This window comes from Amycolatopsis sp. NPDC000009 (genome assembly GCF_055563465.1).
Map to the genome: position 1 here is coordinate 527,932 of NZ_JBVHDI010000002.1, position 15,507 is coordinate 543,438.

At 67.6% G+C, this 15,507-nt stretch carries 14 protein-coding genes and 1 riboswitch; of the genes, 7 read left to right on the top strand and 7 right to left on the bottom strand.

Features of this window, described 5'->3' with window-relative positions:
- The first annotated feature begins 171 nt into the window (after nt 1–171).
- Nucleotides 172–1,131: a quinone oxidoreductase family protein gene (locus tag ACZ3HL_RS08670; protein WP_465529737.1), complete on the top strand. Its 960-nt coding sequence runs from the start codon at nt 172–174 to the stop codon at nt 1,129–1,131.
- A 10-nt stretch (nt 1,132–1,141) separates the two neighbouring features.
- Here the strand turns inward: ACZ3HL_RS08670 and ACZ3HL_RS08675 are convergent, their stop codons facing one another.
- From ACZ3HL_RS08675 to ACZ3HL_RS08695, 5 genes are all read right to left on the bottom strand, one after another.
- Complete coding sequence (locus tag ACZ3HL_RS08675; protein ID WP_465411006.1) at nt 1,142–2,419, bottom strand: aminodeoxychorismate synthase component I; 1,278 nt, start codon at nt 2,417–2,419, stop codon at nt 1,142–1,144.
- A 109-nt stretch (nt 2,420–2,528) separates the two neighbouring features.
- Nucleotides 2,529–3,149, bottom strand: coding sequence for a glycoside hydrolase family 25 protein (locus ACZ3HL_RS08680; protein WP_465411007.1), 621 nt, complete (start codon nt 3,147–3,149; stop codon nt 2,529–2,531).
- A gap of 86 nt (nt 3,150–3,235) precedes the next feature.
- The gene (locus ACZ3HL_RS08685) at nt 3,236–4,000 is read right to left on the bottom strand and encodes an ABC transporter permease (RefSeq protein ID WP_465529739.1); all 765 of its coding nucleotides are present in this window, start codon (nt 3,998–4,000) and stop codon (nt 3,236–3,238) included.
- On the bottom strand, nt 3,990–5,000 hold the full coding sequence (locus ACZ3HL_RS08690) for an ATP-binding cassette domain-containing protein (protein ID WP_465529741.1): 1,011 nt from the start codon (nt 4,998–5,000) through the stop codon (nt 3,990–3,992). The genes ACZ3HL_RS08685 and ACZ3HL_RS08690 overlap by 11 nt, the downstream gene beginning before the upstream one ends.
- Before the next feature lie 87 nt (nt 5,001–5,087).
- Nucleotides 5,088–5,684 (bottom strand): PadR family transcriptional regulator, encoded by a 597-nt coding sequence (locus tag ACZ3HL_RS08695; protein ID WP_465529743.1) that lies wholly within the window; start codon nt 5,682–5,684, stop codon nt 5,088–5,090.
- 62 nt (nt 5,685–5,746) lie between these two features.
- On the opposite strand from ACZ3HL_RS08695, the gene metG reads away from it, so the two are divergent.
- The 3 genes from metG (at nt 5,747) to ACZ3HL_RS08710 (ending at nt 10,177) form a co-directional block, all read left to right on the top strand.
- Nucleotides 5,747–7,540: a methionine--tRNA ligase gene (metG, locus tag ACZ3HL_RS08700; protein WP_465529745.1), complete on the top strand. Its 1,794-nt coding sequence runs from the start codon at nt 5,747–5,749 to the stop codon at nt 7,538–7,540.
- A 7-nt stretch (nt 7,541–7,547) separates the two neighbouring features.
- Complete coding sequence (locus ACZ3HL_RS08705; protein WP_465529747.1) at nt 7,548–8,384, top strand: TatD family hydrolase; 837 nt, start codon at nt 7,548–7,550, stop codon at nt 8,382–8,384.
- A 413-nt stretch (nt 8,385–8,797) separates the two neighbouring features.
- Nucleotides 8,798–10,177 (top strand): transglycosylase family protein, encoded by a 1,380-nt coding sequence (locus tag ACZ3HL_RS08710; RefSeq protein ID WP_465411218.1) that lies wholly within the window; start codon nt 8,798–8,800, stop codon nt 10,175–10,177.
- 58 nt (nt 10,178–10,235) lie between these two features.
- Here the strand turns inward: ACZ3HL_RS08710 and ACZ3HL_RS08715 are convergent, their stop codons facing one another.
- Together ACZ3HL_RS08715 and ACZ3HL_RS08720 are read right to left on the bottom strand one after the other, a co-directional pair.
- Nucleotides 10,236–11,243, bottom strand: coding sequence for a DUF222 domain-containing protein (locus ACZ3HL_RS08715; RefSeq protein ID WP_465529749.1), 1,008 nt, complete (start codon nt 11,241–11,243; stop codon nt 10,236–10,238).
- A gap of 146 nt (nt 11,244–11,389) precedes the next feature.
- On the bottom strand, nt 11,390–11,974 hold the full coding sequence (locus ACZ3HL_RS08720; protein WP_465529751.1) for a GNAT family N-acetyltransferase: 585 nt from the start codon (nt 11,972–11,974) through the stop codon (nt 11,390–11,392).
- A 40-nt stretch (nt 11,975–12,014) separates the two neighbouring features.
- Here ACZ3HL_RS08720 and rsmA point away from each other — a divergent pair, with 40 nt between their 5' ends.
- From rsmA to ACZ3HL_RS08735, 3 genes are all read left to right on the top strand, one after another.
- Nucleotides 12,015–12,851, top strand: a complete 837-nt coding sequence (gene rsmA / locus ACZ3HL_RS08725) for a 16S rRNA (adenine(1518)-N(6)/adenine(1519)-N(6))-dimethyltransferase RsmA (RefSeq protein WP_465529753.1) — start codon at nt 12,015–12,017, stop codon at nt 12,849–12,851.
- Between the two features lie 223 nt (nt 12,852–13,074).
- A riboswitch (SAM riboswitch) is annotated at nt 13,075–13,165 on the top strand.
- A 211-nt stretch (nt 13,166–13,376) separates the two neighbouring features.
- Nucleotides 13,377–14,387: a methionine ABC transporter ATP-binding protein gene (locus tag ACZ3HL_RS08730; RefSeq protein WP_465411015.1), complete on the top strand. Its 1,011-nt coding sequence runs from the start codon at nt 13,377–13,379 to the stop codon at nt 14,385–14,387.
- A 119-nt stretch (nt 14,388–14,506) separates the two neighbouring features.
- Nucleotides 14,507–15,472 carry a 4-(cytidine 5'-diphospho)-2-C-methyl-D-erythritol kinase gene (locus tag ACZ3HL_RS08735; protein ID WP_465529755.1) on the top strand — a complete coding sequence of 322 codons (966 nt, stop codon included), beginning with the start codon at nt 14,507–14,509 and terminating at the stop codon, nt 15,470–15,472.
- Nucleotides 15,473–15,507: the final 35 nt, after the last annotated feature.

Below are 15,507 nucleotides of genomic sequence, written 5' to 3' on the forward strand. Positions count from 1 at the left end.
CCGGCGCCCGTCCAGGAACCAGGCGCGCGCGATCGTGAACGCGCGCAGGGCGTCCGGGCGCGGTGAAGTCAGCTGACGTTCGAGTGCAGTTTCGATGAGTGAAACATATCACGGCATGTCTCAGGCATGAGACATATGCAAGAATGTCTCATCTCGACGAGGAGGATGCGGATGCGCGCAGTACAGGTGACCGAGTTCGGCGGACCCGAGGTGCTCAACCTCGTCGACCTCCCCGATCCCGTCCCGGGCCCAGGCCAGCGGCTGGTCGAGGTCGACCGGATCGGCGTCAACTACGCCGACACCCACCAGGCCGAGAACTCGTACCTCGCCCCGAGCAAGCTCCCGCTCGTCCCCGGCGGCGAGATCGTCGGCCGCGCCGCGGACGGTAAGCGGGTCGTCGCGCTGCTCAACGGCGGTGGCGGTTACGCCGAGCGCGCGGTGGCCGACGACGTCACCAGCTACGACGTTCCCGACGGCGTCGACGACCTGACCGCGCTCTCCTTCATCGTCCAGGGCACCACGGCCTCGCTTCTGCTGCGCAAGAGCGCCCACCTCGAACCCGGCGAATCCGTCGTCGTGCACGCGGCCGCCGGCGGGGTCGGCTCCATCGCCGTGCAGCTGGCGAAAGCCTGGGGAGCGGGCCGGGTCGTCGCGACCGCCAGCAGCGACGAGAAACGTGCCCTCGCCCTCGAACTCGGCGCGGATGTCGCCATCGATTCGCGCGCGGAGAACATGACGGACGCGCTTCGTGAGGCGAACGGCGGCAAACGCGTCGACATCGTGCTCGACATGACCGGCGGCACGGTCACGGACCAGAGCATCGCGGCCCTCGCGCCGTTCGGCCGTCTCGCCTTCTACGGCATGGCCGGTCGCGAGAACCCGAAGCCGATCGAAGCCCGCAACCTCCTCGGGCACAGCACCACCGTTGCCGGGATGTGGCTGCCGCACGCCTTCAAACTCCCCGGAAACGTCTTCGGACGCGCGCTCGACGAGCTTTTCGAGCTGGCTCTCGCCGGCCGGATCCGCGCCATCGCCGGCGGTGAGTACGCGCTGTCCGACGCGCGCGCCGCCCACGAGGCTCTGCGCTCGCGCGGCACGATGGGCAAGCTTCTGCTGGACCCTGCCAAGTAGTACCGAGTAGTCAGTCGAGCAGGCGCTCCAGCGGAGCGGACTTGTGCAGGCATTCCTGCCATTCCGCTTCGCTGTCGGAGTCGGCGGTGATCCCGCCGCCGACTCCCAGCGCGATCGTGCCTTCGTGGATTTCGAAGGTTCTGATCGCGACGTTGAGTTCCATTCCGGCGATCGGCGAAGCGAGCCCGATCGCGCCGGTGTAGACGCCACGCGCGGCCGGCTCCAGTTCGGCGATCAGATCCAGCGCGCGGATCTTCGGCGCGCCCGTGACCGAGCCCGGCGGGAAGGTGGCCGCCAGCAGGGCCGCGTCGTCGACGTCGTCGGCGAGAGATCCCTCCACAGTGGACTCCAGATGCCAGACCCCCGGCGCGGGCCGGACCGCGAGCAGCTCGGGAACCCGTACGGTGCCGGTGGCGCACACCCGCCCGAGATCGTTGCGGACGAGATCGGTGATCATCACGTTCTCGGCGACGTCCTTGGTGGATTCCCGCAGCCGCTGCGCGAGATGCGCGTCGGAGGCGTTCCGCCGGGGCAGCGTGCCCTTGATCGGCGTCGACCGGACGTGCCGGCCATGCCTGGCAAGGAAAAGCTCGGGGGAGAACGACACCACCGAGCCCCATTCGCCGCTGAGGAACGCCGCCCGGCGTGCTCCTAGGCGGCGCGCGCCTTCGGCGAACAACGCGATCGGGTCGCCGGTGAACCGTCCGCTGAAGCGGGCGCAGATGTTCGCCTGGAACAGCTCTCCGGCCTCGATCGCGTGCACACAGGCTTTGACCGCGTCGTAATGCTCCGAGGGAAGCGGACGCGACAACGGGCCGGAAGTCCAAGTTGTCATTTCCGGAACGTCGTCGAGCGCGGATTCCACCGCGGCCACTTCGTCGACCGGATCCGGGGCGCCGTCGGGAACCAGGGCTTCGAACCACCACGAGCCGTCGGCGTCCAGCCGGAGAACCCTGTCGACCCAGCCCCAGGCGGCCGGAGGAAGCGCACCGGAACGGCCCGCGGGATCGGTCAAGTCATAACCCAGGTAACCGAACCAGCCGCCCCCGACCGCGCCGGGTATCGCGTCGCGAACTTCGGGCAGCCGAGCAGGGATCGCGAACGCTTCGGCCGCGTCACGGACCGGAGTCAGGGAAGCGTTCAGCGCGATGACCGCGCGCGAAGAGAACCATTCTCCGCACAGCGCGGCGGGCGGTGCGAGCCCGAGCTTCCCGGCGCGTACTCCGAGGACCGCCAGTGCCCGTTCGGGCCCGACGTCCGTCCGCAGCCTCCGGCACATCAACCGCACGCGACATTGTCACCGTTCGGACGGCCGGAAACGCAACCCACGCCGGTCGGAAAGTGAGATCCGCGACCACGTGGTGACGTCGTGCACACCCGTCGTCACGCAATGGGCACTACAAAAGCACATCCGTGAGCTTGAACGGGTAGACCACGGTGTCCTGCGCGATCGGTCCGTCCACACCGGGCAGCCCGGTGCCGAAACCGTGCTGATGCAAGCCCAGCCGTGAGTGGAACCATCCCGGCCTTCCGGGGATTTCGTTGTGCCTGACCAGCCACAACACCACTTCGCTGTCCGCCCACTTGTCCGGGTGCAAGCGGTTCGTCCAGCAGTCGAGCCCCGCGTACACCAGCACGCGTTCGACCCGGGCCGCGTTCCTGACGTGCTTGATCCACGCCTTGATGAACCGGTCGTCGACGCTCGGTGCCTCCACCTCCAGCGCGGGCGCGAGCGAACCAGGTGCGAACGCGCCGAGCGCGCTCGCGGTCCGCACGAAATGGTCGGCCTGGTCGTGGACGGCGCCGGGACGGGCGTAGTGCCGTGCGCCGGTGTGGATGCCGGCATGCTGCGCGCCGGCGAGATTGCGTTCCGCCGCGGCGTCCCGCCAGTTGGTGTTTTCGGTGACGGTGACCGAAGCGAACCGGATGTCGGCGCCACGCACCGCCGCCCAGTCCGTCACCGTCTCGCGGTGGGACAGGGTGACGCCGTGCTCACCTTCCGGATCGATCGAACTCACCTGCCTCGCATTTCGCCCCAGTACGACCGAAAGGTCACCCTACGTCCGCGGAGCGGCCGCAAGGTGACCTTTCGGTTCAGCGTGTCTCAGGCGTTTTCGCGTTGGAACGTCCGCGAGCCCCACCAGATGGCCAGAACGGCCATGACCAGCACCACGACGCTCCCGGTGAACAGGGCGTCCATCGAGAAGTCACCGCGGAAACTGTTCCGTTCGACATCCACCACGTGCCGGAACGGATTGATACGGGAAATCGTGTACAGCCACTCCGGCGCCGAGCCCGCGGTGATCGGGATCAGGATTCCGGAAAGCAGCAGCAGTGGCATGAGAACCGCGTTGAGCAAGGCCGGGAAGGAGTCTTCGCTCTTGAGGGTCAACGCCAGCGCGTACGAGCACGACGCCAATGTGATCGCCAGAAGGAAGACGATCGCCAGGCAGAGCACGACACCACCGAACGGCGAGTTCAGGTCGAAGACCAGATACGCCAGCGCGATGATGAGCAGGGCCTGGACGATGGTCTGCAGCGCGTTGGCGAGCACCTTGCCCAGCAACAGCGCCACCCGGCTCACCGGCGTGACGCGCATCCGCTCGACCACGCCCATGCGGTACTCCGCGAGAAGCCCGAACCCGACGAAAGAGCTGCCGAACAACGCGAGCTGCGCGATGATCGCCGGGGTGAAGATCATCCAGCCGTCCACATCGGACAGGCCTTGCGCGTTGAGCGACTTCACCAGAAGCGGCCCGAAGAAGAACAAATAGAGCAGTGGCTGCATCACGCCGATGGCCAGCCACGTCGGGTTGCGCAACGCCGCGAGCATGTCGCGGCGGAAGATCAACCAGGTGTCATGCAACATGCGTGGCCTCCTTCTCCTCGGCGGCGTCGACCGGCGCGCCTTCTTCGGCGTCGCGCAGGCTCCTGCCCGTCAGGGTCAGGAAGACGTCGTCGAGCGTCGGCCGGTGTACCTGCATGGACGTCATAGCGATGCCACGCGCGTCCAGCGCCCGAAGCAGTTCGGGCATCGCGGTGTCACCGCGTGGGACGCGGAACCGCACGGTGCCGTCGGTGACGGTCAGCTCGTGTGCCCCTTCGAGGCGGCCCGCGACCGCCGCGGTCTCGGCCGCCGCTTCCGGTGAGACCCCGATGACGACGCTGTCGCCGGAAACCCGCGCCTTCAACGAGTCCGGTGTGCCTTCGGCGACGATCTTCCCGTCGTCGATGACGATCAGCCGGTCCGAGAGCGCGTCGGCCTCGTCGAGGTAGTGCGTGGTCAGGAAGACCGTGACACCCTGCTCGTCGCGCAGCCTGCGGATGTGGTCCCAGAGGTTCGCCCGGCTCTGCGGGTCGAGTCCTGTCGACGGTTCGTCGAGGAAGACGAGGCCAGGTGAGTGGATCAGCCCGAGCGCGATGTCGAGACGGCGGCGCTGCCCGCCCGACAGGGTCGCGGTCATCCGCTGGTCGAGCCCGGCCAGATCCAGTTGTTCGGCGAGGACGGCCCCGCGTGCGAGCGCGTCCGCCTTGCTCATCCGGTACAGCCTGCCCTGGAACTCGATCTCCTCGATGACCTTGCTCGCCGGCGCGGTGCCGCCGCCCTGGGCGACGTAGCCGATTCGCCGACGCACCCCCAGCGGGTCGGCGAGCAGGTCGCAGCCGCCGACCGTCGCCTCGCCGGCGGTGGGCTTGAGCAGCGTCGTCAGCATGCGCAGGGTCGTGGTCTTCCCCGCGCCGTTCGGTCCGAGGAAGCCGACCAGTTCCCCGGCCGACACGTCGAGATCGACGCCCTTGACGGCGTGGACCTCGCCCCCATTGCGGCCCTTGCGGCGGAACCGCCGCTCAAGGCCGCGTGCCTTGATCATGTCTGCTCCTTTCGGCGCCCATCTAGTCAAGTTTGACTAGTGGCAGGACGCACTGTGCCCTAGGAGTCGTTCCGTAGTCAAATTTGATTACTTGGGTGGCGCGCCGAACACGGGTTCGTCGCCCGCGCCTTCGCCCGCCATCACGTATTCGCCGGCCTCAAGACGGCCGATCAAATCCCGCATCCAGGTCACGTTCGCTTCCGCGTGCGCGCTCCACAGGCGGTACAGCTCGCTCACGTGCGGCGGTTTCCCCAGGTCGACGGCGTGCTCGCGCGCGTAATGAGTCGATTGGGCGTGCGCTTCCATGTTCGCCAGCTGCTGCTTCAGCAGCGCCAGAACCTGCGCGCGGGGAAGGGCCGGCATGAACGTGACCGCCGCCGACAGCGAGTACCCGGTCGCGTCGTCGCTCGACAACGCCCTGCCGAGTTGCACGAGGAACTCGGTCTCGCCGTCTTCGGTCAGCCTGTAGGCGACGCGATCGGGCCCGCCGCCCGTTTCGACGTCCTCGACCTGTTCCAGAAGGCCTTCGGTGGTCATCTTCTTCAGCGCGTGATAGATCGAACCCGGCTGGACATTGCCCCACTTGTCGGCCGCCCACGAGAGAAGCTCGCGCCGGACCTGGTAGCCGTGTGCCTTCCCGTACATGCGCACGACACCCAGCACCAGCAGACGCGTGGCGGACACCGAGGCCTCCGATCCTCTCCCGGACAACAATGCCTTAGACGGCGTCCGTAGGCTAAACAAGCATGAGCACCCCAGTGTTGACTGCGGTGGCCTGGCCCTACGCCAACGGCCCCCGCCACATCGGCCACGTGTCCGGATTCGGCGTCCCGTCCGACGTCTTCTCCCGCTACCAGCGAATGGCCGGCAACCGGGTGCTCATGGTGTCCGGTACCGACGAACACGGCACCCCGATCACCGTCCAGGCCGACAAAGAAGGCATGACCTCCCAGCAGACGGCCGACAAGTACACCCGCCAGATCGGCCAGGACCTGCAAGGGCTCGGTCTCACCTACGACCTGTTCACCCGCACCACCACGGGCAACCACGCCGAGGTCACGCAGCAGATCTTCCTCGCGCTGCACCGCAACGGCTACGTCGTCCCCAAGACGACCCGGGGCGCGATCAGCCCCTCGACCGGCCGCACCCTGCCCGACCGGTACATCGAGGGCACGTGCCCCATCTGCGGCTACGACGGCGCCCGCGGCGACCAGTGCGACAACTGCGGCAACCAGCTCGACGCCGCCGAACTGATCAACCCGAAGTCCCGGATCAACGGTGAAACGCCGAAATTCGTCGAGACCGAGCACTACTTCCTCGACCTGACCGCGTTCGTCGACACGCTGGGCAAGTGGCTGTCCAGCAAGACCGACTGGCGTCCGAACGTCCTCAACTTCACGAAGAACCTGATCGACGACATGCGGCCGCGGCCGATCACCCGCGATCTCGACTGGGGCGTGAAGATCCCGCTGGACGGCTGGCGCGACCAGCCGCTCAAGCGCTTCTACGTCTGGTTCGACGCGGTCATCGGCTACTTCTCGGCGAGTGTCGAGTGGGCGCGCCGCACCGGCAACCCGGACGCCTGGCAGGAGTGGTGGAACAACCCGGACGCCCGCTCCTACTACTTCATGGGCAAGGACAACATCACCTTCCACGCCCAGATCTGGCCCGCTCTGCTCTTCGGCCACAACGGCGAGGGCGACCGAGGCGGCGTGGCAGGCAAGTACGGCAACCTGCACCTGCCCGACGAGATCGTTTCCAGCGAGTTCCTCACCATGAGCGGCTCGAAGTTCTCGACCTCGCGCGGCACGGTCATCTACGTCCACGACTTCCTGCGCGACTTCGGCCCGGACACGCTGCGGTACTTCATCTCGGTCGCGGGCCCCGAGACCCAGGACACCGACTTCACCTGGGACGAGTTCGTCCGCCGGACCAACTTCGAGCTGGCCAACGAGTGGGGCAACCTCGTCAACCGGTCCATTTCGATGGCCCACAAGAACGTCGGAGCCATTCCGCGTCCCGACGCGCCCACGGCCGCCGACGAGGAGCTCAAGGAGCTCTCGCGGAAGGCGTTCGACACCGCCGGCGCCCACCTGCAGCGGTCACGGTTCAAGGCCGCGGCGAGCGAGGCCATGCGCGTCGTCACCGCCGCGAACCGGTACCTGTCGGACCAGGAGCCCTGGAAGCTCAAGGACGACCCCGCCCGGCGCGACAGCGTTCTGCACACCGCTCTGCAGGTCGTCTCGGACGCCAACACGCTGCTGACTCCCTTCCTGCCCCACTCGGCGCAGAAGGTGCACGAGGCACTCGGCGGCACCGGCGTCTGGGCGGCCCAGCCCGAGCTTCAGGAAGTCGAGGACCTCGACATCCCCGGCCGGATCAACCCCATCATCACCGGGGACTACAAGACCGAGCAGGCGCGCTGGAAGTCCGTCCCGATCGAGGTCGGCAAGCCGCTGGAGAAGCCGACCCCGCTGTTCGCCAAGCTGGACCCGGAACTCGGCGAGACCGGTCCCGAATGGGCCCCGATCTCGAAATGACCGACTGATGGGTGCGGAGAAGAAGGAGCCGCCGCCGATCCCGGACAGGTTGCCGGTGTCGGTGGTGGACGCGCATACCCACCTCGACGCGTGCGGTGCGGTCACCGCGGCTGATGTGACAGCCATGGTCGACCGCGCCGAACGCGCCGGTGTCTCCAGGGTCATCACCGTCGCGGACGATCTCGCGGCCGCTCGCTGGGCGGCGCAAGCGTCCACTTGGGACCCGCGGGTCTGGGCCGCCGTCGCGATCCATCCCACGCGTACCAAGGATTTCGGTGAGCCCGAGAAATCCGAAGTGGAGCGTCTCGCCAAAGAGTCCAGAGTGGTCGCCGTCGGCGAGACCGGTCTCGACTACTACTGGGACTACTCGCCCCACGATGCACAGCAGGACGCCTTCAGGTGGCATATCGATCTCGCCAAGCGGATCGGCAAACCGCTGATGATCCACGATCGAGACGCCCACGACGACGTCCTCCGGATCCTCGAGGAAGAGGGAGCACCCGAGCAGGTCGTCTTCCACTGTTTCTCCGGAGACGAGCACATGGCGCGCCGGTGCGCCGACGCGGGATACGTGCTTTCGTTCGCCGGCACGGTCAGCTTCCGAAACGCCCGCGGGCTCCACGAGGCGGCACGGATCGTTCCGGCGGACCAGTACCTCGTCGAAACGGATGCTCCGTTCCTGACCCCGCATCCGTTCCGCGGGCGTCCGAACGAGCCCTACTGCGCCGCCTACACGGTTCGGCACCTCGCCTCGCTCAGGGGCGAGGCGGTACACGAGGTGGCCGAATCGGTGCGGACGACCGCCGAGCGCGTCTTCGGATTGCCGACAGTCACCACCGGTTGAACGGATTGCGACATTAGTGATCGACAATGGTCCACTCTGATGAGTGAGCAACGTCACGACACTCCGGGCGGTGTTTGCGCAACCCGGCGAGGTTCGTTACTGTCCCGTGATCGTGCCGGTCGGGGCCCGCTCAAGCGGTTTCCGGCTGTTACGCCCACAGTCACGTCAGTGCACGTCGGGGAAGCGGAACCAGGAGAGGTACGGCCTGGAACCGTGACGATGGCGCTGGCTGCGGGTGTCGGACTTCTAGAGGTGTGCCGAAGTGCGCATCGAGACGAAGGACGTAGTGGAGTGGTTGTCGAGCTCCTCGACGTCTTGGGAAAGGGAACGACCCAGTGACTGGTAGCAGTAGGCAGGATGGCTCGCGCCTCGGCGCAGAGACGAACACCTTCGCTTCCTCCGGTTCGGTTGCCGTGCTCGACCGCGACACTCAGTACGGCGAGCTGGACTACTCCGACGATCCGCGCATCACGCACCAGGACGTCCTGGCCGCGCTCGGCCCCGACGCCGACGCCCTGATGGCCGAGATCGACGTCGACGTCGACGAGCTGATCCGCCTCATCAGCGCCGAGACCACCATGCTCCCGCCGATCGTCATCCCGGACGAGCTGGCCGAGGACCGCACCGCGGGCGCGCCGATGAAGGCCGCGACCAAGGACGAGGTCATCGCGAACTCGACCCGCGTCTGGAAGAAGCGTTTCCTCAAGGGAACCGTCATGGCGGTGCTGCTCACCCTCGGTGGTGGCGGCGCGGCCGCGATGGCGATGAACAAGAGCGTCACCCTCGACGTCGACGGCAAGCAGCAGACCGTCCACAGCTTCGGCGACACCGTCGGTGAGGTCCTCGAAGACGCCGGCCTCTCGGTCGGTGCGCACGACTCGCTCTCGCCCTCGCCTCAGGCCGAGGTGGGCGATGGCGGCGTCATCAAGCTGGAGCGCGGTCGCAAGCTGAACCTGATCGTCGACGGCGCACCGCAGCAGGAGTCCTGGGTCCGCGCGACCAACCTCGGCGAAGCGCTGAACCAGCTCGGTCGCGCCGACCTCGCCAAGGCCGGCACCTGGACCTCGCTCCCGCAGAACGGCGAGCTGCCGCTCGAAGGCGCCACCGTCGAGGTCAAGACCCTCAAGAACGTCACGGTCTACGACGGCGCGAACGAACCGCGCAAGGTTCAGACCAACTCCGTCACCACCAAGGAATTCCTCGGTGAGCTTCGGATGACCCTCGGCCCCGACGACGAGGCCGTCGGCGGTCTCGACGTCAAGCTGGTCGACGGCGCCGAGGTCCACATCAGCCGGACCGGCGTCACCATGGTCAAGCAGAACGAGGAAATCGCTCCGCCCGAGCAGAAGGTCGACGACCCGAACCTCGAAAAGGGCAAGACCAAGGTCGAGGACCCGGGCACCCCGGGCCAGAAGACCGTGACCTACAAGGTCACCAAGCGCAACGGCAAAGAGGTCGACCGCGAGAAGGTCTCGGAAGAGGTCATCACCGAGGCCAAGCCCAAGATCGTCAAGGTCGGTACCAAGAAGCCCGCCGACCCGGTCATCGGAGACGCCGGCGCCTGGGACCGCATCGCGCAGTGCGAGTCGACCGGGAACTGGTCCGCCAACACCGGCAACGGCTACTACGGTGGCCTGCAGTTCAACAAGAGCACCTGGGACGCCTACGGTGGCGACCAGTACGCCGCGTACCCGCACCAGGCCAGCAAGGCCCAGCAGATCGCTGTCGCCGAGAAGGTCCGCGATGACCGTGGCGGCTACGGCGCTTGGCCGCACTGTGGCAAGAAGGCCTGACGCCAGATCCATCCTCCTTCCTGAAGGTCATCGTGTGGGTTCGCCCGCAAGGTGGCCTTCAGGCCGTTAGGGGCTTCGGTGGCTGAGCCGGGTTCCCGGCTCTCGGTTTCGAGAGTCTCGCCCACCAGCGCGCAGTCCGAATGTGGGCCACGTTCCTGGCCGGTTGTCGAACCCCTCCGCCGCCGCGGGGCGGGCTTTGGGGGCCCTGAGGCGGCGTCTGGGCGGGCTTGGGGTGTTTTCTGGGCCCCTCGGCTGGCTCGGCAGCCTGAGGCTGCTCGCTGACCTGTTCCGAGCCCTGCCGGGGCACAGGGATGTCCGGGTCGCTTTCCGCGAGCTCGACGATCTCCGCGAACGCGTCGCCGCGTCGCTCGGCCGGCGAACGGTCGTCGGCTTCCTTGTCGGGGGCCGGGTAGGCCCGCGGCACCAGGAGCGCGTTCAGGCGGGCGCCCGTCTCGGCATCGAGGTTGCCGCGCATGTCCCAACGACCGGTTCGTTTCTGGCGCAACCAGAACTCGCTCCGCTGCCGTTGCGGACCAGGGGCGTCTTTGGGTTTTCCATCCGGGTCGTGTCTTGCGAGCAGCTCTGTTCCTGCGACCGTCACGTCGCGCGGTCTCGCGACGCCGGCGAGCTCGACCAAGCCCTTCTCCTCCTCGAGCCGTGCGCTCGCGGTGACGTGCTCGGGCAGCTTCTTCATAACCGTGACGATCCGGTCGATACTGGCTTCGGCCAGCGCACCGGTGGTGGCCGCAGTGCCGGTCAGGGGCGCGACGGGGTCGATCGACGTGCCGTCGCGCGCCCGTCTCGAATTGAGTGCCAGCGCTCTGCCGGTCACTCTTTGTGCCTCTGCACGAGGCACCCGGGCCACATGCTCGTAGAAGACGGCGATCGAGTTGTATCCATAGAGATCCCGGACACCACGTGACTCGATCTCGGCCAGGATCTGGCCGACCTCGGCGACAAGACGTCGCCCTTCGCGTAGCCGTGTCTGCAACTCGTCGAGAAGCAGTTCGGCGTCACCTTCCGGCAGGTTGAGCGGGAAGGCCTTGGGAATGTTTGTGCTGGTCATCCCTCGATTGTCGAGGCAGATTCGAACGAATGCACGGTATCGATCGAGTGGATGATCATCACGCTCCGGCTGCGCCGACCTGCGCCGATCACCCTTGAGTGGGATGCGTGTCGCTTGGGAAAAGCCATCCGGATGGTGGGGCCGGATCAGGTCGGCCCCATGCCTGGGCGATGCATCCGATCCCACTCCTCGCGGAGCACCCCGTAGACGACGGCGTCATGGACGCCGCCGGACCAGCGCCGGGCTCGCCGGAACCGGCCTTCTTCGACGAACCCGAGGCGCCGCCCGACGGTGATCATTCCCGGGTTCCCCGAGAATGTGGCGAAGTCCAGGCGGAGCGCGTCGGTTCGGGAGAACAAGTAGGTCGTCCACATGCGCAAGGCCTCGGTGCCGAACCCGCCGCCCCAATACCGCTGGTCGTAGATGACCAGCCCCATTCGCCGCCAGTCGGTCTCCCTGCTTTCCCAGTACCAGCTGACCCGGCCGATCAACCTTCCGTCGCTCGAATCGCACACGGCGAGGCTGGTGCGGGGATCGGGTGGCTCGGTCTTGATCGTGGTGAGTTCGCGCGCCGTGGATTCGGCGGCGGCCATGGTCGGGCTGCCGAAGTAGGGCCCGTTCGTTGCGTGCCAAGGCCGCGCGGGATCGAGCAGGTCGAGGAGCGGCCCGAGGTCGGACGGGCGCCAGTCGCGCAGCCGGACTTTCTCACCATCGAGTACGACGTCGTCCACCGGCCAATCGTGGCTTACCGGACGTGGTTACGATCGTCGGGTGACTGAACTGCTCGGTCCTGCGGAAATCAGGGCGCTGGCGGCCGAGCTGGACGTACGTCCGACCAAGAAGCTCGGCCAGAACTTCGTGCACGATCCCAACACGGTGCGCCGCATCGTCGACCTCTCGGGGATCGGCGAAGGGGATGTCGTCCTGGAGGTCGGGCCGGGCCTCGGCTCGCTGACGCTCGGACTGCTCGCGACCGGCGCCGAGGTCGTCGCGGTCGAAATCGATCCTGTGCTGGCGGGGCGGCTGCCGAGCACCGTGGCCGAGCGAGGTGGGGCCGAAAGGCTGGCGGTCGTCGGCGCTGACGCGTTGCGGATCAGCGCGGACGATCTGCCCGCACGGCCGACGGCACTCGTCGCGAACCTGCCCTACAACGTCGCCGTTCCCGTCGTGCTCCACCTGCTCGCCGAACTGCCGTCGCTGACCAGTGGTCTCGTGATGGTCCAGACCGAAGTCGCGGACAGGATGGCGGCGGGGCCGGGAAGCCGGACTTACGGCGTGCCCAGCGTCAAGCTCGCCTGGTACGGGAAGACGCGCAAGGTCGCCGCGGTGCCCCGAGCGGTTTTCTGGCCCGTTCCGAACGTGGACTCCGCCTTGGTCTCGTTCGAGCGGGGCGACGTGGTGTCGTCCGTGGAGCGGGAGCGGCTGTTCGCGGTCGTCGATGCCGCCTTCTCGCAACGGCGGAAGACCTTGCGAGCCGCGTTGGCGTCGTGGGCCGGTTCCGCCGAACGCGCGGGGGAACTGCTCGAAAAGGCGGGAATCGACCCCAAGACCCGCGGGGAACAGCTGGACGTTCATCAGTTCGCCCGGATCGCCGCGGCCGCCGGCTGACCACCCTGTCGCGGGTGTGACCGGAGCCGCGCGGCTGCGTGGTTCCTCCCCTCGATTCGACGCGGACGAATCTCGTCTTAGCAGGCAGCACGCCTGTCGTGAGCCGGATGTAGCTGGCGGCATCTCATGATGTGGACAGCCCATCCTGTATGATGGACGCGACCAGACGTGTGATCTGCGCCTACGTGCTTGCTTTCATCCAGTGGGATCGGTTTTACTCAGTAAGCCATCCCGAGCGACTGAGAGACCTGGCTCGCCGAAGTCGCAGCAACCACCCTCCACAGGGCAGGTGCTACAGCCAGGACCGATGGAGGCTGTGCCTAATGAACAGGGTCACCCACCCGCTCCTGCTGACCAGGCGACGTGTCGTCGATGAAGGTCGCCGCACGGTAAGTGCGTGTCGACGCTCCACCGTTACTGCCTGAGTCCTTTCCCTTACCTCTGAATCCGTCCGTTTCCGGACGGTCACTCGGTGACGGTCGGCGCGCTCGAAAGAAGCAGCGCCCCATGTGCATGGAGCCTTTCGTGATCACTGTCGAAAACCTGTCCAAGTCCTTTCCCCTCAACGGAAATCCCGTCGTCGCACTGCGCGATGTGAGCGTGGAAATCCAAGCTGGCTCGCTGTTCGGAGTCGTCGGTCCGGCGGGCTCCGGCAAATCGACCCTCGCTCGGTGCATCGGTCTTCAGGAGCGTCCCGACCGCGGCGTCGTTCGCCTCGACGGCCTCAACACCGGGACTCTCGACGGACGCCGACTCCGGGAAATCCGGCGCCAGGTCGGCGTCGTGAGCACCAAGCCGGAATTGCTCGCCGAGCGCACCATCGCCGGCAACATCGCTTCGCCGCTCGAGCAGCTCGGCCTCGACGGGCCGCAGCGTCGCACCCGGGTCGGCAACCTGCTCGACCTGGTCGGGCTCACACCCCGTGCGGGGCAGCGACCGGGCGACCTGTCCGAGGGGCAGCTGCGCCGAGTGGCCATCGCCAAGGCGCTGGCCGCCGGGCCGTCCGTGCTCCTGGCCGACGACCCGACCGCGGGCGTGCAGTCCGAGGAGTCCGGTGCGGTCCTGACCGTGCTCGACCGTGCGCGGGCCGAGCTCGGCGTCACCGTGCTGCTCACCACGCCCGACGCCGGTGTCGTCCGCCGTGTCTGCGACGACGTCGCCGTGCTGGAGGCCGGCGCGGTCATCGAACGCGGAACCGTGCTCGACCTGGTCTCCGACCCGAACAGCCGGACCGCGCAGGCGCTGCTTCCCGCGATCGAAACCGGGCGGGCACAGGCCTCGAAGTACGACCGTGCGGTGGACGTCGTGCTCGTCGGCTTCGCCTCGGTCGGTGCACTGCTGCCGGAGGCCGCCGGTCGCTTCGACGTCGAGCTCGCCACCATCGGGGGCGGCCTGACCCGGATCGGAGACACTCCGGTCGGCCGGTTCCGCCTCGGGGTGCGCGGTGAGCGCGCGGACGCCGCGCTCGCCTGGATCGCCGAACGTGGCGGCCACGTGACCCACCCGGTCCGCGGACCGCAGGGTGTCGCCGCCTGATTTCTCCTCGAACGGGCCGCTCAGGACGAATCGCGTCCGGGGCGGCCCGTTCGCGTATGCCCGTCCGTTCTCTTTCTCCTGGTGACAGCGCAAGTGGAGCGGCCACGTAGGCTTGAGGCGTGCTCGCCGTCGTACCGCCCCCAGTAACCGTCAGGGTTCCCGCCAAGGTCAACCTGCACCTGTCGGTCGGTGACGTACGCCCGGACGGTTACCACGAGCTGGTGACCGTGTTCCAGGCGCTTTCCCTGACCGACGAGGTGACCGTCGCGGTCACCGAGGACCCCGGCGTCGAGGTCTACGGCGAAGGTGAAGGTTCCGTACCGATAGGAGCCAACAACCTCGCCTGGAAGGCTGCGCAGGCGCTGGCGGCCCATGTCGGCAAGGCGGACGGCGAGTCCAAGGTCAGAGTGGTGCTGCGCAAAGGCATCCCGGTCGCGGGCGGGATGGCCGGTGGCAGCGCCGACGCGGCCGCGACCCTGGTGGGGCTCGCGTCGCTCTGGAAACTCGACATTTCCCGCGACGAACTGGCGGGTATCGCCGCGAAGCTCGGTAGCGATGTTCCTTTCGCGCTTTACGGCGGGACAGCGCTGGGCACCGGCCGAGGCGAGCAGCTGGTGCCTGTCTTGTCGAGGCACACCTTCCACTGGGTCTTGGCCTTCGACCAGCGTGGGCTTTCGACTCCGAGGGTGTTCGGCGAGCTGGACAAGTTGCGTGAAGAGGGCAGCCCGCCGCGGATCGGCTCGCATACTCCGGTGGTGGAAGCGCTGGCATCCGGCGATCCGCGGCAACTGGCGCTGCTTCTCGGCAATGACCTCCAGGCGGCCGCTGTTTCGTTGCGTCCGGGGCTGCGTCGCACGTTACGGGCGGGAGTCAACGCTGGTGCGCTCGCCGGCACCGTGTCCGGATCCGGGCCGACCTGCGCGTTCCTGTGCGCGGACGCCCAGTCGGCCGTCGAGGTCGCCGCGGAACTGTCCGGCGCGGGTGTCTGTCGCACGGTGCGCGTCGCGCACGGGCCGGTCCCCGGAGCCCGGCTGGTCGGCGGGGACGACGCGCCGCGGCCGTCGCCGCCTCGGGTGCACGCATGAGGGTGTCCGAAATGGACACCGACTAATTCGTTTGT

Excerpts from the sequence above, each read along its gene's own strand:
- ACZ3HL_RS08715 (WP_465529749.1), bottom strand. The coding sequence starts at position 11,243 with ATGACCAGCACAAACATTCCCAAGGCCTTCCCGCTCAACCTGCCGGAA.
- metG (WP_465529745.1), top strand. The coding sequence starts at position 5,747 with ATGAGCACCCCAGTGTTGACTGCGGTGGCCTGGCCCTACGCCAACGGC.
- ACZ3HL_RS08670 (WP_465529737.1), top strand. The coding sequence starts at position 172 with ATGCGCGCAGTACAGGTGACCGAGTTCGGCGGACCCGAGGTGCTCAAC.
- ACZ3HL_RS08690 (WP_465529741.1), bottom strand. The coding sequence starts at position 5,000 with ATGATCAAGGCACGCGGCCTTGAGCGGCGGTTCCGCCGCAAGGGCCGC.
- ACZ3HL_RS08705 (WP_465529747.1), top strand. The coding sequence starts at position 7,548 with ATGGGTGCGGAGAAGAAGGAGCCGCCGCCGATCCCGGACAGGTTGCCG.
- ACZ3HL_RS08685 (WP_465529739.1), bottom strand. The coding sequence starts at position 4,000 with ATGTTGCATGACACCTGGTTGATCTTCCGCCGCGACATGCTCGCGGCG.